15 protein-coding genes and 2 pseudogenes are annotated in these 20174 nt (G+C 46.9%); 15 read left to right on the top strand and 2 right to left on the bottom strand.

Annotation, left to right across the window (positions count from 1 at the left end; all coding sequences use genetic code 11):
• The first annotated feature begins 170 nt into the window (after window positions 1–170).
• The gene (locus QNH99_RS00660; protein ID WP_410517195.1) at window positions 171–674 is read left to right on the top strand and encodes a hypothetical protein; all 504 of its coding nucleotides are present in this window, start codon (window positions 171–173) and stop codon (window positions 672–674) included.
• Between the two features lie 498 nt (window positions 675–1172).
• Entirely contained in the window at window positions 1173–3197 is a 2025-nt protein-coding gene (locus tag QNH99_RS00655; protein WP_410517194.1) for an ATP-binding protein, read from the top strand.
• On the opposite strand, the gene QNH99_RS00650 is transcribed toward QNH99_RS00655, so the two are convergent.
• Window positions 3190–4310, bottom strand: a protein-coding gene (locus QNH99_RS00650; protein WP_109718365.1) for an IS3 family transposase whose coding sequence is annotated in 2 segments (ribosomal slippage) — window positions 3190–4052 and window positions 4052–4310 — 1122 coding nt in all. Because the reading frame shifts where the segments join, the coding sequence is not laid out codon by codon here. The genes QNH99_RS00655 and QNH99_RS00650 overlap by 8 nt on opposite strands.
• 73 nt (window positions 4311–4383) lie before the next feature.
• Here QNH99_RS00650 and QNH99_RS00645 point away from each other — a divergent pair.
• The 8 genes and pseudogenes from QNH99_RS00645 to QNH99_RS00610 form a co-directional block, all read left to right on the top strand.
• Window positions 4384–5070 (top strand): annotated as a pseudogene (locus QNH99_RS00645) (TrlF family ATPase); the annotation flags it as partial.
• A 288-nt stretch (window positions 5071–5358) separates the two neighbouring features.
• A pseudogene (locus QNH99_RS00640) lies at window positions 5359–5519 on the top strand (integrase core domain-containing protein); the annotation flags it as partial.
• Window positions 5520–5793: 274 nt separating this feature from the next.
• Window positions 5794–6609 (top strand): DUF3289 family protein, encoded by an 816-nt coding sequence (locus QNH99_RS00635; protein WP_410517193.1) that lies wholly within the window; start codon window positions 5794–5796, stop codon window positions 6607–6609.
• The gene (locus QNH99_RS00630) at window positions 6606–7094 is read left to right on the top strand and encodes a DUF943 family protein (protein WP_218995945.1); all 489 of its coding nucleotides are present in this window, start codon (window positions 6606–6608) and stop codon (window positions 7092–7094) included. Before QNH99_RS00635 ends, QNH99_RS00630 begins: the two co-directional genes overlap by 4 nt.
• Window positions 7095–8108: 1014 nt before the next feature.
• Entirely contained in the window at window positions 8109–8384 is a 276-nt protein-coding gene (locus QNH99_RS00625; protein WP_063877727.1) for a hypothetical protein, read from the top strand.
• Window positions 8385–8906: 522 nt separating this feature from the next.
• Window positions 8907–9830: a kdo(2)-lipid IV(A) palmitoleoyltransferase gene (gene lpxP / locus QNH99_RS00620; protein ID WP_063877728.1), complete on the top strand. Its 924-nt coding sequence runs from the start codon at window positions 8907–8909 to the stop codon at window positions 9828–9830.
• Between the two features lie 777 nt (window positions 9831–10607).
• On the top strand, window positions 10608–11252 hold the full coding sequence (locus QNH99_RS00615) for an oligosaccharide flippase family protein (RefSeq protein WP_063877729.1): 645 nt from the start codon (window positions 10608–10610) through the stop codon (window positions 11250–11252).
• A gap of 447 nt (window positions 11253–11699) precedes the next feature.
• The gene (locus QNH99_RS00610) at window positions 11700–12317 is read left to right on the top strand and encodes a trimeric intracellular cation channel family protein (protein ID WP_063877730.1); all 618 of its coding nucleotides are present in this window, start codon (window positions 11700–11702) and stop codon (window positions 12315–12317) included.
• Here the strand turns inward: QNH99_RS00610 and ligB are convergent.
• Window positions 12231–14000, bottom strand: coding sequence for an NAD-dependent DNA ligase LigB (ligB, locus tag QNH99_RS00605; protein ID WP_256853273.1), 1770 nt, complete (start codon window positions 13998–14000; stop codon window positions 12231–12233). The genes QNH99_RS00610 and ligB overlap by 87 nt on opposite strands.
• Before the next feature lie 240 nt (window positions 14001–14240).
• On the opposite strand from ligB, the gene gmk reads away from it, so the two are divergent.
• Genes gmk through recG form a run of 5 tightly spaced genes read left to right on the top strand, consistent with a single transcriptional unit; the run spans window position 14241 to window position 20103 of the window.
• Window positions 14241–14864 (top strand): guanylate kinase, encoded by a 624-nt coding sequence (gmk, locus tag QNH99_RS00600; RefSeq protein ID WP_410517192.1) that lies wholly within the window; start codon window positions 14241–14243, stop codon window positions 14862–14864.
• A 54-nt stretch (window positions 14865–14918) separates the two neighbouring features.
• Window positions 14919–15194, top strand: a complete 276-nt coding sequence (gene rpoZ, locus QNH99_RS00595) for a DNA-directed RNA polymerase subunit omega (RefSeq protein ID WP_063877733.1) — start codon at window positions 14919–14921, stop codon at window positions 15192–15194.
• Window positions 15195–15214: 20 nt separating this feature from the next.
• A complete protein-coding gene (gene spoT, locus QNH99_RS00590) occupies window positions 15215–17323 on the top strand; it encodes a bifunctional GTP diphosphokinase/guanosine-3',5'-bis pyrophosphate 3'-pyrophosphohydrolase (RefSeq protein ID WP_063877734.1) in 2109 nt (702 codons plus the stop codon).
• A 3-nt stretch (window positions 17324–17326) separates the two neighbouring features.
• A complete protein-coding gene (trmH, locus tag QNH99_RS00585; RefSeq protein WP_063877735.1) occupies window positions 17327–18028 on the top strand; it encodes a tRNA (guanosine(18)-2'-O)-methyltransferase TrmH in 702 nt (233 codons plus the stop codon).
• The gene (gene recG / locus QNH99_RS00580; protein ID WP_283350722.1) at window positions 18025–20103 is read left to right on the top strand and encodes an ATP-dependent DNA helicase RecG; all 2079 of its coding nucleotides are present in this window, start codon (window positions 18025–18027) and stop codon (window positions 20101–20103) included. The genes trmH and recG overlap by 4 nt, the downstream gene beginning before the upstream one ends.
• Window positions 20104–20174 lie beyond the last annotated feature (71 nt).

Raw genomic sequence — 20174 nt, 5'->3', positions numbered from 1 at the left:
GCTGTATCACGCGGTGTATCAATCACCTTATTAACCGCTACCCGACAAAAAACCGTTATTCAAATTGCCCACCGTGTTCAACGAAACCGTCGCCACGGAGAGCGTTGAGGCACTCCGCCACAGCCAGGCTAAAACGGAGCAGGCAGGCCTGGACAACCGGGCGCGCTTTCGTGAGCTGCTTGGAGCAGAACGGCGGCACCGTCACGCCGAAGATGAAGGTGCTGCGTGCGGAGTATCTGGAGCCGCAGGAAACGGCGACCGAGCTGGCCGGGCTGATTACCCAGAGGGAAAAGCAGCTGCCGGGGATGGCCGACGCAACCGGGCAAAAGGCTCACGCTTACATCACCTGCCATGAGCGCATCATGGACAAGCGCATCGATGCGCTCATTGATCAATTCTTTATCTTCCACGCCATTGAGCTGACCAGCCTGCTTAGAATGAAGTACAGCCAGTTTGAGCGGTATGGCTCACCCCATGCGCTGGGTGTACTTGAAGGGGCAAACGATGCAGACACGCTCTACCGTGGATATATCATGAATCTGATGCTGAGCTGGACGAATACAAAGCTGCCGCTGATGTTCCGTGATGACGTCATCAACCTTGCAGGCGCGTACCTCTTCCGGGGAGCCTGGCAGGACCGGCGCAAGCGTAAACGGTTTCCCGGCCAGAATTAAAAGCCCCTCAGCCCGGTTCATGCCAGGCTTTTTTACGTCTGCTGTGCGAGTGCATGTCTATGCTGCATGAAAACGCATGAGTCTCAGGCACCCAAAAACGACAGCAAAGGCCAGCAGCGGCGCGGCCCGGAGCCACTCATGCAGGTGCATGAAAACCACTACATGAAGTGCGCAGGCGTGGCGGGGCTACGAGTGCGCGCGCAAGCTTAAAAAGAACCGTAACCAATAAATCGCCAAGACAACAGGATTTGACCTAAGTCACATTTACATGGCTTCCAAGATGCCCGCAATTTTAAAGTTTGCAAAATTTTATGTTTTCATTAGCATCTAGAGAGTATCATTCATAGCAAAAACCACATAAAGACAATAAAAACAATGTCATGAAAGGAACACTCAAGAGAAAGCGCGGGTGAACTTAAAAACCATACATAAGTTAAACTAATTAAAAAACCAGTACTATTTAATAATCGAGCGCGAGTGTGCGTAGGGAGAAGAAAAATGATTGGTTCAGTGTGGAGTAAGTGGGATTTACATATTCACTCTCCGCTTACTAATATTAATAATCAATATAAAGAAACAGATCTAGATAACTTCGCAAAAGAGGTCATTGCTAATGACATAGAGCTTTTAGGAATTACAAACTATTGGTATCTTAGTGAAGATGAGCTTGAGAAATTAAGAGATAAATTTAGAGAGTTACATTATCCCATTACTATTCTTGGTAATGTTGAATTCAGAATATCACAACCAAATAAGGAAGGTGAGTGGATTAATATCCATGTGATTTTCTCTGAAAGCATCAGTACTAAAAAGATAAATAGTGCACTTGAAAAGATAAAGATATCAAATACAACTGACGAAGGAAAAAGCATTTGGTGTTGCAAGTCATCAATCATTGAATCCAAGATAAAATTACATGATGCATTTATTGACTTTGCAAGTTTAATCAAGGGCTTAGATGAGTCTTTTACTCTTGGAAAAGATTATTTAGTGGCAATTTGCCCTAATGGCTATGGCGGCTTTCAACCTGAAAGGAATGAAGGACGATCAGTAGCTGTTGCTAAGGAGATAGATAAGCTAGGGCATATTGTATTAGGGAGAGAGCGTGACAGAGATTTCTTTCTATGGGGAGAAAGATTTGAAAATGCTCCCCTAAAACCTGTTTTTGTATGTTCTGATGCCCATGACTATCAAAAAATAGGCACCAAGTATACTTGGGTAAAGGCAAAACCAAATTTCCAAGGCTTAAGACAAACATTATTTGAGCCAGATGAAAGAGTTCAACAAAACGATAGCTTTGTTGAAAAAGAACTAATAAAACCATATTTTAGCAAGATAAATATCTCTGGAAATATTTTTTCTGAAGGTGGACTTAAATTTAAAGAACAGTCTATCCCATTGAATAAAAATATGGTTTCAATAATTGGTGGAAGGGGTACAGGGAAAAGTATTTTTCTTGATGCAATCAAGGTAAAATTAATTCGAGACATTTCTTTAAAGAAAATAAAAAAACTGGATTGTAGTGAAATATCCGTGTCTTTGAATAAAGGTTTTGGTGAGGAGGCTGAACTTTTTTTTAACGAGGAATCCGAGTCTCCATACAGCTACTTGCATGTATCACAAGGTGATATCATGAACGCCACCGTAGATCCTGTAAGGTTGAGTGATGAAATAAAAGAAATGCTGGGATTGAAATCCCAATCCTTTGATCCGATAACTACTCAAGCAATAGCAGAGAACCTTTCAAGATATCGTGATTTTGTAGATTTTTGGCAAGAAAAGGATTCCAATAACAACTCGATCAACACGCATCAGTATCAAAACAGTATTATTGAGACAAATCAGAAACTTATAGACACACTAACAAACCCTAAAAACAAACAACTTATAGATCTTTACCAAAAGAACACTGAAAAGCTCAACAAAATACAAATACTACATGAAAAAACAAGAGGTTTAATTTCTTATTTCAAAAGGAGTTTTGAAGAAATCAATAGCAGAGTCAATGAATATAATTCACTTGAGGGATTGGTAAACAAATCACCTACCATAAACATTGATTTTTTTGTTCCCCCATTAATGACTAACATTGTTAACTTTGATGAATCTATCAAAGCTTGCTTTGAAGAAAACCAAAAAATAAGAGATGAATTTCACAATCAAGGTATTAACCAAGATGTCTCATCACTCCTTCAAAAAATAGCAGAATATCAACGGAACATCGACAATGCTAAAAAAGAGCTAGCTTCTATATCAAGTAAAACGGAAAGCTATCATGGATATGTAGCAGAAAGAAGCAAACTCACACTGGATTATGAGACTTTTTTAGATGAAGAAGAAACTAAAATAAACGATTCTTTCAAACGTCTAAAGCACGACAATCCTGATTGGAACCTTGAACAAAACAAAATTGTACAGAGCATCCTTTCTGAAATTGATATAAAAGGGCAAATATCTTTTGACACTGATAAGTTTTATACAGGATTTGACCTGCCCCCAGTATTAGATACAACCATCAGTTAGTAATGTCGGTTTGTTTACCTTCACATTTTCCATTCCGCCACCGTGCTGCAAACTCTGATGGCGTCTGATAATTCAGTGCTGAATGCGGACGATACTCGTTATAATCCTGCCGCCAATCTTTAATGACTTTCCTGGCGTGAACGATATCGCTGAACCAGTGCTCATTCAGACATTCATCGCGAAATCGTCCGTTAAAGCTCTCGATAAATCCGTTCTGCGTTGGCTTGCCCGGCTGGATTAAGCGCAACTCAACACCATGCTCAAAAGCCCATTGATCCAGTGCGCGGCAGGTGAACTCCGGCCCCTGGTCAGTTCTTATCGCCGCCGGATAGCCTCGAAACAGCGCAATGCTGTCCAGAATGTGTGTCACCTGCACGCCTGAAATCCCAAAGGCAACAGTGACCGTCAGGCATTCCTTCGTGAAGTCGTCCACACAGGTCAGGCACTTGATCCTGCGACCGGTGGCGAGCGCGTCCATGACAAAATCCATCGACCAAGTCAGGTTGGGCGCCGCCGGGCGGAGCAGCGGCAGACGTTCTGTTGCCAGCCCTTTACGACGACGTCTGCGTTTAACGCCCAGCCCGTTCAGATGATAAAGGCGGTACACGCGCTTGTGATTAACCAGAAGCCCTTCACGGCGCAGTAACTGCCATATGCGGCGGTAGCCAAAACGCCTGCGCTCCAGTGCCAGTTCAGTAATGCGCCCTGATAAATGGGCATCATCCGCCGGACGCTGAGCGTCATAGCGGCAGGTCGACAGGGACAAACCTGTGAGTCTGCAGGCACGACGTTGCGACAGACCGGTCGCACCACACATAAACTCAACGGCTTCCCGCTTCTGGTCTGTCGTCAGTACTTTCGCCCCAGAGCCACCTGGAGTGCCTCCTTATCCAGCATGGCTTCGGCAAGCAGCTTCTTGAGTCTGGCGTTCTCTTCTTCAAGCGACTTCAGGCGCTTAACCTCGGGCACCTCCATACCACCATACTTCTTACGCCAGGTATAAAAGGTGGCGTCGGAAATGGCGTGCTTGCGGCAGAGTTCACGGGCAGAAACCCCGGCTTCAGCTTCGCGGAGGATACTGATGATCTGTTGGTCGGAAAAACGCTTCTTCATGGGAATGTCCTCATGTGGCTTATGAAGACATTACTAACATCGCGGTGTATTAATCAACGGGGAGCAGGTCAGATTAGAGGCATGTATAAACAGGGGTAAATTTAGGAATACGTCTGAAAAAACGACCAGAGAAAGACTGATTGAAACTTTCAACATAAGAAATAACAATGATTTCTTTTCATTAATTCGTGGGGATGAATTAATAAATATTGAAGGTGAAGATACCAAAGTAAATATAGAAAATTTATTTTGGCGGCAAGAATTTTTTAACCAAGGAGGCAGATACGATTTAATGCATTATCTTTTCTCACCCCATAAAATAAAAGAATACCTGAATGTTAATGCTGTCTTCACTTACAGAGGCAGGACTATTGATAAGTTATCAGTGGGGCAAAGAGGGACATTTTATGTTAGTTTAAAGCTAGCGACAGATCCTTTCGGAAGTCCTTTCGTTTTTGATCAGCCTGAAGACGACCTTGATAATGACTTCATAATGAGGCAACTAGTGCCTTTGTTCAGGGCTATAAAAAAATACAGGCAGGTAATAATTGTTACTCATAACGCTAACTTAGTAATCAATAGTGATTCCGAACAAGTTATTGTTGCGAGTAATGATGGAGAAATTATAGAGTATAATTCTGGAGCGATTGAAGATGGTAATATTAAAAGCCAGACAGGAATTAGACACTATATATGTTCGATTCTTGAAGGTGGTCACATAGCCTTCTCAAATCGAGAGAAAAAGTATGGGATCCTTTAGAGTCGCTGAGAGTACCGGATGTACCAATACATGTACCAAAATAAGGGATCTATTATAAAAATACTTTAAAATCAGCATAATATACTTTATGTTGTGATTAGATTCAAAATATCGAGTAATCTCCACTACTGGCCAAAAACCTCTACAAGCCCATGTTACATGGGCTTTTTTTACACTCATTCATTTCCATTAGTGAACATGACTGTCCAATGAAATCCACGGATTTCGGAGAGAGAATTGGTAAGTATGTAAGTATCCCTGCAAACCGACACAAACGTCTTTGTTAAGTGCCTTAACCGAACATACCGGACAGAAATCATGGATTTTTATCTGTTCAGAACGCTGAATGAAGCACGGGAGATAAAGGAGCGCTGGCTGAACATAACAACGAGCGACCTCATGAGCCCCTGAACAACCTGACGCTGGAAGAATACCCGTTGATGGCTTGAAAGCCGGAGATCTCAAAAAGTGCCTGGAACTGAACCCAGGATACCTACAATACCAGTAATTTTAGAAAAAGATGAGATTCTCCACACTTCCCTTTCTCGAATATGAAGTTTATTATTACACGAATGGGCTAAAGGTTATGAAGGAGCAAAAAAGAATTAGCCTGTAAGAACAAGGAGATGAGTTTACAGACATGACGATATTTAAAGACTTAGGACTAGTTTTAAAAAAATGAGTTCAGTCTGAAAAATTAATATCATAAATAAGGAAGTTATTATGTCACCCTTGATTTTCCCAGTCACACTTTATCAGACTAAACATCAGTTTAATGACTACAGTTCTGATGATATGCAATGTGGCGACCTTACTGAAAAACAACTTAGACGTGATTTAAATCTTGAGGATGTTTCTGATATTGTCGATCCCTGGACAGGAGAGGAAGTTTCAGTATTTGGTTCATTCCGTAAATCGCAACCAAAATCCACAACGGAAATGGCTGAGCTTCTTTTTGATGAGTTTCTTCGGGTTTCTATGCCTGCCTATTATCTTGGACAGCACCAAATATTCAACAATCTTGTTAAGCACTTCTATCACGGCAATGGGAAAAGTTATTCCAGCCCCTTTCTTAATAAAGCATATGAAAATTTAATATTAAATGGACAATCATCTTCGTCTTCTCCCCTTTCAATAATTAAGGCACAGCTCGACAAGCTTACCATCGATGCAAAAAATGGCTTATCTGATTCTTCCAGAAATGAAATAACTAAAGAGATCGGTAATGCAAAACTTCCTAAGTTCAATCGTTGGGCAGACAGCTTCAACGGGTTAGGAATGTCAATACATGATATATATGCTACTAATATTGAGCTTACAGAACTTAATATAAGTGATAATGGTTATGTAGCAAAGATAACTTTTACAGGACAAGATCATTTTGGTCTCGACAAAACTGACATTATGAACATGAAATTTCATTATATCAGGGCATTTCGCATTTGGTTTGTACTTCAACGGTGGGAAAAGTTTGCTTTTAAACCTTTTTTTACCAACATGAAAGCTGCATTTGAGGTTAGTGGTAGGAGGAACGGGTGAGTATCAAAAAAATCATAATTTTTATTATTGCAGTGTTCATGCTTACATTCTTTTATTTGTTTTTTTTCAACTCTCCTAAGGTCCTTGCCATTCACGGTTCAGGTTATAACAAAGAATTGTTAGTTAAAAACATGCCTTTCACTGATAGTGATAAAATCAAGTGGTGGGATAATAATGGTGCTAAAACCATATCTTCTCCTGAAACGTACAATGTTTCAATCTGGAAATTTGATGGCAAGTATCAAAAGCTAGCGCCTAAGAACTCTGGGTTGTTTCCAGACCATGATATCGATTACTTGCTATGCTTTGACGACATGAAAACAGAAGAAAACTGTATAGACAAGTCAAACTGGATCATGGATATCACTAAAACAAAGGATGGCTACACTTATTACCGTCTTGATGGTGAGTCTTACTATCGAAAACCTTCTGGTGAACTGATCAAAGGTGATAGATTTACGACAACCATTAAACCTGTAAGCTGAATAGCTTGTGATTATGCTTAACGGTGAGTGGATTTGTAAGTGGAACAGAAATGCACTACAAAGTAAACCACTAACCCCATGATTTATAATCATTAATTATTTCAATCGATATTCAAATCCAGAACATGAGCAATATCCATACAACTGCATTAACAAATGCAAGCCCATATTAAGTGGGCTTTTTTATTTCTCATGTATATTAATTATCGTTAGTATTTTTTTAAAATTATGCACAGATGGTGAGCAATGTCTTAATGAGAAAACTAAGCTCCATCCTGTCAAGCAGGATGGTGGCGATATTTAAACCCTGCCTACCGATAGATTGATATCATGACGTATTAACGTATCAGGAGTCTGTATAACGCCATCTTCATTTATCACCCTTGAGGTGAAAATAATTAAGCATGCATAACGCTATCTATCATGCGACTTCCTAACCTTACAGCGACTAATTCTATACGCTTGCTAAAAGTTATTGTATTCACACGATATAAGCAACCATTCCATTATAAGCATTTACGCTTCATCTCGTTAACCTCCCGAAAAGAAAAACTCCCTGTTAAAAAACGTCATCATCAATCATAGAAGCCTGACAGCCGACAACTCAGGTAAAAAATAAGAATGAGGAAAATTCTTATGTATGTAAGATCAGTACATGACGTTACGTGTCAGCACGTGTAATCGTGCCTACCTCATTGAGTTATCACTCAGACTGCGTATGTAAGGAATTTTATACGCGTTGATAAGTACGATTAGTTTTAAGTTGCCTTTCATTACCCAAAATGCGTTATTCCGAAAGAAATCATTAATTAAAAGCCAGATACGCAAAAACTTTCAGAAACGATAAGCCTGCTTATTTTTAATGCTCGGTATTATAACACAACAAAAAAACACCAATTCGCTCACATTTTCGTATTAAAAAAGCAAAGATGAGAAATAAAAAACGAATGTTCTACTAAAGTTTTATTTTTAAATGCCGTTCTTTCTTTGTGAAACCAATCAGAGACTGAAGCCATGAAAAAATTAACTTTTGTGTTTGTATTAATGACGTTATCGCCATTGTCTTTTGCCACTGGCGGACAAATCAATTTCAAAGGTTCAATTGTGGAACCCGGTTGTGACACACTTATTGTTAATTCTCAGATTAAACAAAGTTGCACGAGAGGAGGTAAAACTGAAGCCACAACCCTGCGTATGAATGACAGCCAACAATCTTTGCCGCTTAAGCTGGGTAAGGTGCAGTTAAAAAAAGTCGGTGATTTTCGCCTGATGACGATTACCTATAACTAGGATTTTTCTTTTCCAGGCTCGGTTTTTCTCTTAAGCCATACACGTTACATATGTGGGTAAACGTGTATCGCTTGTGAGGATAATTTCCGCTGAATTTCCAGTTCTCAAACATCCTGAACAGTGCGCACGCATTCATCATGTAGCTTTTCACAAGAAGCCTGTGCATACTCATGCATAGTCATTTTTTAGATTTTTGCCACTAAGAATGTAAATTTATCGAAAAGATGGTGGCTGTTGAGTACAGAACTGTCTTAATTTCCAGACGCCTGTTTTGCTACCCTCAACACACAACCGAAAAAATAAGACATTGTTTTATAACAATAAAATCTTTTCACACCACCATTTCTTGCTCGATGACGCGCCGATGCAATCGATCATCCTAATCCTGAAGATGACGAAAGCTCACTGTGACAGAGGGCACTTTTTGATAAAGTGCTGGTCGTAGTTAGTACAGCCGTACCGCTTGGGAACTTAAGGAATGGGTCTTTTTGCGTTACATCCATCAATCCTTTAAGGTCAATGATGAAAAACACCAGGCAGTTCAGCAGCACCCTTTTACATCCCCGTTATTGGTTTACATGGTTTGGTCTTGGCATTCTCTGGCTCTTAGTTCAACTTCCCTATCCTGTCCTGATGCGACTTGGCGCAGGTGCCGGTAAACTTTCCCGTCATTTCCTTCAGCGTCGAGAGCGCATTACCCGTCGTAACATTGAACTTTGTTTTCCTGGCATCAGTGATGAAGACAAAGAAAGCATGATTGCGGGAAACTTTGCTTCTCTTGGTATGGCGCTGCTTGAAACGGGCATTGCCTGGTTCTGGCCAGACCACGCCGTTAAGCGCCTGTTTACTGTCTCAGGGCTTGCAAACCTCTATTCTGCTCAGAATGAAGGCCGGGGCGTGATGTTAATCGGCATCCATTTTATGTCTCTGGAGCTGGGTGGCCGCATCAGCGGATTGTGTCAGCCGATGATGGCAATGTACCGACCACATAATAACCGCGCGATGGAGTACGTTCAGACCAAAGGCCGCATGCGATCCAATAAAGCGATGATTGACCGTCGCGATCTGCGCGGGATGGTACAGGCGCTTAAGCAGGGCGAATCCGTCTGGTTTGCACCGGACCAGGATTACGGCCCAAAAGGCAGTACTTTCGCACCGCTGTTCGCCGTTGAGAAAGCAGCGACAACAAACGGCACATACGTTTTATCTCGCCTGGCCAAGCCTGCGATGGTGCCGATCATGCTGATTCGTAATCCAGGCAACGATGGTTATAAACTGATTATCGAACCGATTCTGGAAAACTACCCCCATACGGATGAATCAGCCGCCGCTGCCTATATGAATAAAGTGATTGAGAGCCAAATCATGCGAGCGCCTGACCAGTACCTTTGGCTGCATCGCCGATTTAAAACGCGTCCACCAGGTGAAGCGTCTCTCTACGTATAACGATAAAGCAGGCTCAAGCCTGCTTTATTTTTTCATACTGCCGCTATCGCTCTTTCCCCGTTACGACTCACAGCACTTGCTCATCCAGCGTGCAGATATCAATATTCTGTCCTGACCATAAAACGGCCGCACCCGCATCTGCCATACCTCCTCTTATGACGTTGTGCCTCTCTACCATGAACATATTTTGACGTCTGGGAAATTTTTACGTTCAGAATGGATAAGCGCTACGACCATTGCTTACATAACCACCTTGCACTTTCTTTGCCCCGGCTTAAGTGTTTCATACGGGAAAAATCCTGGGTCATCGCCTTAAAACGACGCTATGTATAACGTTTCAAAGCCTTTTTTATTTTGTATTGTTTACTACTGAATAGTCATACGTGACTTTGCCACAAGTCGTTATGAAGCGTTTATTTAGCAAGTGAGAAATATCATCCAGACAATAAACATTATCGCCTTTCTCAAATCACATATCAGATTTTCCTTATGATGTTAACCTCATTAAAAAGCGTTATAAATTATCTACACACAGCAAAACCTTTATAACGATATAACAGGGATCGTTTTTAATGTTCATCGTTAAATGAAGAAAAGAAGAACAGGTTTGGGCATTAAACATAAAAAAGCATTTAGCACTACGCGTGATTTTTATGCAGTGCTGATGTGCTCAAGGCCGTGTTAACTGAAAAACCACAATAAAATATAAATAACCCCGAGGGTAAGCAGGCATCACTGTCTGCTTACCGTCATAACAATTTACCCGGCGGGAATATTATGGCGATACGTAAAATAAATCTTATACACGTTAATTGGCCGCTTCTTTCATCGTTTAAAATATTAAGCATTGGCGTATTGCAACTTTCCCTGCTGGGTAAAATTCTGCAGGCTGAAGCCTTTAATTTATTGGCTGTTGTCATTGCTGGATTGCTGGTCATTGACACACTGGCGGATCGCGGGTTCTCAAACAGCGTGATTCGTTATTCGACACTCTCAGTCAATAGGTTATCGGTTATTTACTGGGGCAACATACTGCTGGGACTGATCATTTTTGCTGTTTTTTTTATTTCCGGCATTGTTGTCGATCGGCTGTTTAATCAGCCACAGATAACCATGATGCTTGAGATGGCTGCCGTCATCTTTATCATCATTCCTCAGGGGCAACACTATCGCGCGATATTGCAGCGCGAAAAACAATTTTCCGATATCGCATTTTGCGAAATATCATCCGTATTCGTGGGCCTGGTCATTACACTGCTGACGGTATGGAGCACACCTTCGGTTTTGTGCGCACTATGGGGCTACCTGGCAATGGTGTCAGTAAGAATGCTGGCTTACTGCTGTTATGGCCGTATATGGTTTCAACCGGTATATCAATTCAGTCTGAAAACATTCTTCCAGATCTGCCTCAGGAATATATAATGCGCTTGCTGGGTGCCGGACACCTGAAAAGCGGTCTTGCCGTGTTGTCGATCAGCACGGTTTTTATAAGACCTGGCACGTTGCATCAACAGCCTTCTCCGCTCGCTTAACCCACACTTCACTTGCGCTCACCCCGCATACGGGCTGCCATTAACCAGCCCTGTAGATTCCCGGCTTACACTGTTTCCTTTCTCTGTTTATACCAACATAATGTCGTCTCAAAGAGCCTGAGCCGTGCAATATGTCAACGGGGAGTAAGGCTGACCCGGTTTATCCAATAGAATTTGTGTTGATACAGGCCCTTAATTTTCCATAAATTATTGATTAATAAAAGTTTACCCTAAAAGGGTGAGTTTTACTGATACTTTTAAAGCTATTAACAGAAAATCTCAGTCGCGCCGTTCTCTTCAGTGGCGTAGCCTTGCCGCCGTCTTCCTGGAGCCTGCTATGTTACTTACTGTTCTCTATATCCTTGGTATCACCGCTGAGGCAATGACGGGGGCGCTTGCCGCTGGCCGTCGTAAAATGGACCTGTTTGGTGTGATCATCATTGCTTCTGTGACCGCGATAGGCGGGGGTTCAGTGCGCGATATTCTCCTTGGTCATTATCCGCTGGGTTGGGTAAAGCATCCTGAATACATCATGATCGTAGCCGCTGCTGCCGTGGTGACCACGTTTGTCGCGCCGTTAATGACCCATCTACGAAAGGTGTTTCTGGTACTGGATGCGCTTGGTCTGGTGGTGTTTTCTATTATCGGTGCGCAGGTCGCCCTGGATTCGGGCCATGCCATGATTATTGCCGCGATCAGTGCGGTTATTACCGGCGTCTTTGGCGGCGTTTTGCGCGATATGTTTTGTAATCGTATCCCGTTGGTGTTTCAAAAAGAGTTATATGCCGGTATCGCGTTCGCATCAGGCTGGATGTACATCCTGCTGCTGAAAACCCCTCTGGCACATGAGGTTGTGATTATTATCACCTTACTCTTTGGCTTTTTTGCCCGCCTGCTGGCCCTGCGATTTCGCCTCGGTTTGCCCATCTTCAATTATCCCCATCCCGATCATTGATGAGGAAGGGATACCCTGCTGCTGTAAAAAGGTAATCAACGTTCGCAGCTCGGCATCCTTAAGATGTGAGGTAATACGTTCTGCCCGCAATGCGCCCACGCCGGGCAGAGATTGCCAGCCTTTTACATCCCGAGTCAGCACAGCGTCCCACGCTTTATCGTCTAGTGCGCGCAGTGCCTTTTGCGGCAGTTCAATGCCTAACGCATTGAGCCAGCGACGCAAAGGTTGTTTCCGGGTCAAATCAAACCGATGCCAGATGTGTTGTGCTCTCTCGGATGAAATACCCGCTGCGGTGGCGATTTGTTCTGGCGTAATGGTCAGCCAGGAAAACAGATGCGTAATACAGCCGGTTTCCAGTAGCCGTTGCCAGGTACTGCGTTGCACACCAGGAATATCGAGCACTGACTTTTGGCTCAGCCAACTCAAACGCGCCAGTAACTGGCGATGGCAATCCGGCGTTAAGGTATAACAACTTAGTCGCGTGAATTGCTCAGGTTCAGGCGGTTCAGGGTAATCCCGCTGCGCCACGCGCCAGATAACGCGATCAAGCCGTGGAATGCCCTGACCCGCAAGGCTAATCGTCACCTGATCGCCTGCGATAATATCCTGCTCACGCCAGCGTTTTAGCGACCCTATACTGACTCGCCTGACGGTTTTATCATCCAACTGCACAGGTTGCAGGTTCAGTACCACTGCGACTTTTCCCGTGCGCCCTATCGAAAAATCAACGGAGCGTACCTCACTGCTGACCGCCGGTGGCTGGTATTTCCAGGCGATAGCCCATTCTCCCTCACCTGGCTGCCAGTATTTTCCCGCCGGACGAGTTGCCTGATGCACGACAACGCCATCGGTGACAAAAGGCAAAGGTGCATGAAACCAGCGATCACGCCAGCTTTCAGCCTCCTCTTCATCCTGAACGGGTTGGGTCCAGTGACTGGCAAGATCGAATCCCCATGCAGCCAATCGGGTCAGGCGTTCATGCATACTGGCTGGCCCGTCAGGCCAGCCCCAGATAAAAATATCCAGTTGTTCCAGCAGCGGCGAGTCTTCCTGACTCATCATTGCCCCCGCAACGCGGGCTCTGGCGTTCTTGCCGCCATTGGTCGCCTGTTGATGACCGGTCATCCGCAAAAAAAGCTCGCCCTGTAAGACAACGGTAGCGTCATCACTGTCAATCATCGCCGGAATGGCAGGAATCCGTCTGGCTTTCGCCAGCCACTGCTCACCGTGTAAACCATCTCCACGGCTAATTAACGACACCAGTTTTCCCTGTCGATAGATTAGCGAGACGGCAACACCATCGATTTTCGGTTGGACCCAAAGGTCTTGCCGCGTCTGCATCCAGTAACCCAGTGCACGTTTATCCTGTACTTTTTTTACGCCCGTATGCGCAACCGGATGCCACAAGGTACCGTCCCCCGGCAAAGCAGGCACATAGTCGCCCGCCGTCTGCGTAAAACAGCGCTGCCAGTGGTTAAGCCGTTGCTGCAAACTATCGTAATCTGCATCCGCAACCAGCGAATGCCCCTGCTGGTAATACGCGTTATCCCAGTGCCGAAGCTGTTGTTGCAGGTGACCGATCTCACTCACCGCACGTGCAGGCGTCCATGCAGGACACAAGGCCCCAAAGGAATAAATAGGGCTGAATAACAGCATCAGCCCGGCAGTTAACATCCCTTTCATCCGTCACCTCCTGATTTTTTATCATTCAAGCGCTGAACGTCAGGCTGAGCCAGCTGCATTCGCGCATTCTGGGACGGCTTGTGTGAACATTGAGGTGTGTTTTCAGATGCGAAAAGCGGCTTTGCGTACCTGGTCGCATAAACTTTTCGCCGCGATGGCGGCGCAAACGCTGCGTGGCGCGGGGAAGCTGTGTATACTGTGCAGGAAATCGACTCCGCACTTAATCAATTCAAGAAAATCATGGCCCAAGGTACGCTCTATATTGTTTCTGCTCCCAGTGGCGCAGGGAAATCCAGTCTGATTCAGGCGCTGTTAAAAACGCAGCCGCTGTATGATACGCAAGTGTCTGTTTCACATACCACGCGCGGCATGCGGCCGGGCGAGGCACATGGTGAACATTACTTCTTTGTTCAGCAGCATGAGTTCGAAAAGATGATCGAGGAAGATGCCTTCCTTGAGCACGCGAAAGTTTTCGACAACTATTACGGCACCGCGCGTAAGACGATTGAACAAGTTCTGGCGACCGGCGTAGACGTTTTTCTTGATATTGACTGGCAAGGTGCGAAGCAAATTCGCGCTAAAATGCCCGACGCGCGCAGTATATTTGTATTGCCTCCTTCTAAAGAAGAGCTGGATCGTCGCCTGCGTGGTCGCGGTCAGGACAGCGAAGAGGTCATTGCACGTCGTATGGCACAGGCCGTGGCAGAAATGAGCCACTATGCCGAATACGACTATTTAATCGTGAATGATGATTTTGATTTGGCGTTATCCGATCTGAAAACCATTATTCGCGCAGAACGTCTGCGCATGGCCCGTCAGAAAGCGCGCCATGACGCTTTGATCAGCAAACTGTTGGCAGTCTGAACCCAGTTTCAGTATGATGCCGAGTCATTTCTTCATCTGTGGAGTAGCACACCTATGGCACGCGTAACCGTTCAGGACGCAGTAGAAAAAGTGGGTAATCGTTTTGACCTGGTGTTGGTCGCTGCACGTCGTGCACGTCAGATGCAGGTAGGCGGAAAAGATCCGCTGGTTCCCGAAGAGAACGATAAACACACCGTTATCGCATTGCGCGAAATCGAAGAAGGTTTGGTCACCAATCAGATTTTAGATGTGCGTGATCGTCAGGAGCAGCAAGAGCAGGAAGCCGCGGAGTTACAGGCCGTTACCGCTATCGCTGAAGGTCGTCGTTAACAGCTAGCTGCAGGTCAACCTTGTATCTGTTTGAAAGTCTCAATCAACTGATTGAACAATACTTGCCTGAGGACCAGATTAAGCGCCTCAAGCAAGCCTATCTCGTATCACGTGATGCCCACGAGGGACAGACACGCTCCAGCGGCGAGCCTTACATCACGCATCCTGTCGCGGTAGCCTGTATTTTGGCAGAAATGAAGCTCGACCATGAAACCCTCATGGCCGCGCTTTTGCATGACGTCATTGAAGACACGCCTGCCACCTATCAGGATATGGAACAGCTGTTTGGTAAGAGCGTTGCCGAGCTGGTTGAAGGCGTTTCAAAGCTGGATAAGCTGAAATTCCGTGATAAGAAAGAGGCGCAGGCAGAGAACTTCCGCAAGATGATTATGGCGATGGTGCAGGATATCCGCGTCATTCTCATCAAGCTGGCTGACCGCACCCACAACATGCGTACGCTCGGGTCGTTACGTCCTGATAAACGCCGTCGCATCGCGCTGGAAACGCTGGAAATATACAGTCCTCTGGCACATCGCCTGGGGATTCATCACCTAAAAACGGAACTGGAAGAGCTGGGTTTTGAAGCGCTCTACCCCAATCGTTTTCGGGTGATTAAAGAGGTCGTGAAAGCGGCCCGTGGCAACCGTAAAGAGATGATTCAAAAAATCCTCTCTGAGATCGACGGTCGCCTGCAGGAAGCCGGTATTCCCTGCCGGGTAAGTGGGCGCGAAAAGCACCTTTACTCGATTTACCGCAAAATGACGCTGAAAGAGCAGCGTTTTCACTCGATCATGGATATTTACGCCTTTCGCGTTATCGTGAAAGATCTGGATACCTGCTACCGCGTCCTGGGCCAGATGCACAGCTTATACAAGCCACGTCCGGGGCGGGTAAAAGACTATATTGCCATTCCCAAAGCTAACGGCTATCAATCTCTGCATACCTCTATGATCGGGCCGCATGGCGTACCGGTTGAGGTGCAAATCCGTACCGAAGATATGGATCAGATGGCCGAAATGGGGGTTGCCGCGCACTGGGCTTATAAACAAGCTGGCGAAAGCGGCACCACGGCGCAAATTCGTGCCCAGCGCTGGCTGCAAAGCCTGCTGGAGCTGCAACAGAGCGCCGGTAGCTCATTTGAATTCATTGAAAGCGTGAAGTCCGATCTCTTTCCGGATGAGATCTACGTCTTTACGCCAGAAGGCCGCATCGTCGAATTGCCGACCGGCTCCACACCGGTCGATTTTGCCTATGCAGTACATACCGATATTGGTCATGCCTGTGTGGGCGCGCGCGTTGACCGTCAGCCTTATCCGCTGTCCCAGACGCTCACCAGCGGCCAGACCATTGAGATTATTACTGCGCCCGGCGCACGTCCTAACGCCGCCTGGCTCAACTTTGTGGTCAGTTCCAAAGCGCGCGCTAAGATTCGTCAGCTTCTGAAAAACCTCAAGCGTGAAGACTCGGTAAATCTGGGACGTCGCCTGCTCAGCCATGCGATGGGCGGCAGTCGTAAACTGGCGGAAGTGCCGGCTGAAAACATCAAGCATGAGCTTGACCGCATGAAGCTGACCTCACTGGACGATCTGTTAGCAGAAATCGGCCTGGGGAATGCAATGAGCGTGGTGGTGGCCAAAAACCTGCTTCAAACTGACACTAACGCGCTCAATAACAACAAAAAACAGGGCAAGCTGCCCATCAAAGGCGCAGACGGCGTACTCATTACCTTTGCGAAATGCTGTCGTCCTATTCCCGGCGATCCGATTGTTGCACACGTCAGTCCGGGTAAAGGCCTGGTTGTTCACCATGAATCCTGTCGAAATATTCGCGGCTATCAAAAAGAGCCAGAAAAATTCATGCCGGTGGAGTGGGATAAAGTCACGGAGCAAGAGTTTGTGGCTGAGATCAAGGTCGATATGTTTAATCACCAGGGCGCACTGGCGAACCTGACGGCAGCGATCAACACGGCGGGCTCCAATATTCAGAGCCTGAATACTGAAGAACGCGATGGCCGCGTTTACAGTGCCTTTATCCGTCTGACCGCACGCGATCGCGTCCACCTGGCGAATATCATGCGTAAAATTCGTGTGATGCCGGATGTGATTAAAGTTCACCGCAACCGTAACTAGTGCATGAATCCTCAACGCTTTTCTCGTATTCAGGAAATGCTGGCCCTGCGTCAGCATGACCTTACCGTCTGCATGGAGCAGGTGCATAAACCGCACAACGTTTCCGCGGTGATCCGCACTGCGGATGCGGTGGGGATTCATGAGGTCCATGCCGTGTGGCCAAGCCAACGCATGCGAACTCAGGCTTCGGCTTCGGCCGGCAGCAATAGCTGGGTAAAGGTTGTGACGCACCGTTCAATCACCGACGCTATTGGCCATCTTAAAACGCAAAAGATGCAGATACTGGCGACAAACCTCTCTGCTGACGCTGTGGATTTTCGTGAGATTGATTACACCAAACCCACGTGTATTTTGATGGGTCAGGAAAAAACCGGTATCACAGATGAAGCCCTGGCTCTGGCCGATCGTCACATCATTATTCCGATGGTGGGAATGGTTCAGTCACTCAACGTTTCTGTTGCGTCCGCGCTGATTCTTTATGAAGCCCAGCGCCAGCGGCAAAATGCCGGTATGTATCAACGCCAGTCCAGCCTTCTGGATTACGAAGAACAACAGCGCCTGCTGTTTGAAGGGGGGTATCCTGTTCTGGCGCGCGTGGCAAAACATAAACGGATGCCCTATCCCCATATCAACGCGCAGGGCGAGATAGAAGCCGATGACAGTTGGTGGGCAACGATGCAAGCAACAGGCAGAAGTAAGAAATGAAAGGCCGTCTGCTGGATGCCATACCGCTCAGTACCCTGACCGGCGTCGGCGCCAGCCAGGCAGCAAAGCTGGCTAAAATTGGCCTGCATACTATCCAGGATTTACTGCTACACCTTCCTCTGCGTTATGAAGATCGCACCCAGCTTTATGCTATCAACGACCTGTTACCGGGAATTTGGGCAACGGTCGAAGGCGACGTGCTGCATACCGACATTACTTTTGGCCGCCGACGTATGATGGTTTGCCAGATCGGCGATGGCAGCGGCGTGTTAACCATGCGCTTCTTCAACTTCAATGCCGGTATGAAAAACAGCCTCGCCCCCGGCCGCCGGGTAACCGCCTGGGGCGAAATTAAACGCGGGCAGCGCGGCGCAGAAATTATCCATCCGGAATACCGCGTACAGGGCGAGCACAGCCATGTGACGCTGGAAGAAACCCTGACGCCAGTCTATCCCACAACCGAAGGCATTCGTCAGGCAACACTGCGCAATCTTACCGACCAGGCATTAACTCTGCTGGAAAACTGCCCTATTACGGAACTGTTGCCGCAGGCGTTAAGCGGCGGACTGATCAGCCTGCCCGACGCCTTACGCACGCTGCATCGTCCCCCACCCGATGTCAAACTCAGCGAACTTGAAAGTGGGCAGCATCCCGCTCAGCGCAGGCTGATTCTTGAAGAACTGCTGGCGCATAATCTCAGTATGCTGGCGGTTCGGGCCGGTGCGCAGCGCCATTACGCGCTGCCGATGCCCGCCCGTCATACGTTGAGTGACCGCTTACTGGCCGCCCTGCCTTTTTCCCCCACTGCCGCCCAAAAACGCGTCGTGGCGGAAATTGAAAAAGACTTAGCGCACGATTATCCCATGTTGCGGCTTGTCCAGGGTGACGTGGGATCGGGTAAAACGCTGGTCGCGGCCCTTGCGGCCCTGAACGTTATCGCCCACGGCAAACAGGTGGCGCTGATGGCACCGACAGAGTTGCTGGCTGAGCAGCATGCCAATAATTTCCGTCAGTGGCTTGCGCCACTTGGCCTGGAAGTTGGCTGGCTGGCGGGCAAACAAAAAGGGAAAGCGCGTCAGGCGCAGCAAGATGCTATTGCCAGCGGCAACGTAGCCATGGTGGTCGGTACGCATGCCCTGTTTCAGGAGCAGGTGAAGTTCAACGGTCTGGCGCTGGTGATTATTGATGAACAACACCGTTTTGGGGTTCACCAGCGGCTGGCGCTGTGGGAAAAAGGGGAAGAGCAGGGTTTCCATCCTCACCAGTTGATCATGACCGCCACACCAATTCCGCGTACCCTGGCGATGACCGCTTATGCCGATCTCGATACCTCAACCATTGATGAGCTGCCGCCGGGCAGAACGCCGGTGACGACCGTGGCCATTCCTGACAGCCGTCGCAGTGAGATCATTGCCCGGGTGCACAGCGCTTGCCATGAAGGTCGTCAGGCTTACTGGGTCTGTACGCTGATTGAAGAGTCCGATCTGCTCGAAGCCCAGGCCGCAGAAGCGACATGGGAAGAGTTAAAAATCGCGCTGCCGGACTTGCAGGTAGGGCTGGTGCACGGACGCATGAAGCCAGCGGAGAAACTGGCGGTGATGCAGGCCTTCAAAGCGAACGAGATACAGCTGCTGATCGCCACGACCGTTATTGAGGTCGGCGTGGATGTGCCAAACGCCAGCCTGATGATCATTGAAAATCCAGAACGCCTCGGTCTTGCCCAGCTTCACCAGCTGCGCGGACGCGTAGGCCGTGGCGCGGTCGCGTCTCACTGCGTACTGCTTTATAAAGCGCCGCTAAGCAAAACGGCACAGAAGCGTTTGCAGGTGCTGCGCGACAGCAACGACGGCTTTGTGATTGCCCAACACGATCTGGAGATCCGCGGGCCGGGCGAACTGCTGGGTACGCGCCAAACCGGTAACGCGGAGTTTAAGGTCGCCGATCTCCTGCGCGATCAGGCTATGATTCCTGAAGTACAACGCGTCGCGCGGCACATCCACCAGCACTATCCCGAACAGGCCCAGGCACTGATCGAGCGCTGGCTACCGGAAACCGGCCGCTACAGCAACGCCTGATGCCTTTTTTTGCACTACCAGGCAAACGTTTGCTTTTGATCCGTAGACGATTACAATCGCCACACTTTTTT

Source organism: Pantoea allii (assembly GCF_046529425.1).
Classification (GTDB): Bacteria; Pseudomonadota; Gammaproteobacteria; order Enterobacterales; family Enterobacteriaceae; genus Pantoea; species Pantoea allii.
The sequence above is the reverse complement of the archived record's forward strand: the minus strand, read 5'-3'. Positions and strand labels throughout refer to the sequence as shown.

What these genes read in the sequence shown, in the direction of transcription:
- QNH99_RS00655 (WP_410517194.1), top strand. Translation starts at nt 1,173, where the DNA reads ATGATTGGTTCAGTGTGGAGTAAGTGGGATTTACATATTCACTCTCCG.
- QNH99_RS00635 (WP_410517193.1), top strand. Translation starts at nt 5,794, where the DNA reads ATGTCACCCTTGATTTTCCCAGTCACACTTTATCAGACTAAACATCAG.
- QNH99_RS00625 (WP_063877727.1), top strand. Translation starts at nt 8,109, where the DNA reads ATGAAAAAATTAACTTTTGTGTTTGTATTAATGACGTTATCGCCATTG.
- lpxP (WP_063877728.1), top strand. Translation starts at nt 8,907, where the DNA reads ATGAAAAACACCAGGCAGTTCAGCAGCACCCTTTTACATCCCCGTTAT.
- QNH99_RS00615 (WP_063877729.1), top strand. Translation starts at nt 10,608, where the DNA reads ATGGCGATACGTAAAATAAATCTTATACACGTTAATTGGCCGCTTCTT.
- QNH99_RS00610 (WP_063877730.1), top strand. Translation starts at nt 11,700, where the DNA reads ATGTTACTTACTGTTCTCTATATCCTTGGTATCACCGCTGAGGCAATG.
- ligB (WP_256853273.1), bottom strand. Translation starts at nt 14,000, where the DNA reads ATGAAAGGGATGTTAACTGCCGGGCTGATGCTGTTATTCAGCCCTATT.
- gmk (WP_410517192.1), top strand. Translation starts at nt 14,241, where the DNA reads ATGGCCCAAGGTACGCTCTATATTGTTTCTGCTCCCAGTGGCGCAGGG.
- rpoZ (WP_063877733.1), top strand. Translation starts at nt 14,919, where the DNA reads ATGGCACGCGTAACCGTTCAGGACGCAGTAGAAAAAGTGGGTAATCGT.
- trmH (WP_063877735.1), top strand. Translation starts at nt 17,327, where the DNA reads ATGAATCCTCAACGCTTTTCTCGTATTCAGGAAATGCTGGCCCTGCGT.
- recG (WP_283350722.1), top strand. Translation starts at nt 18,025, where the DNA reads ATGAAAGGCCGTCTGCTGGATGCCATACCGCTCAGTACCCTGACCGGC.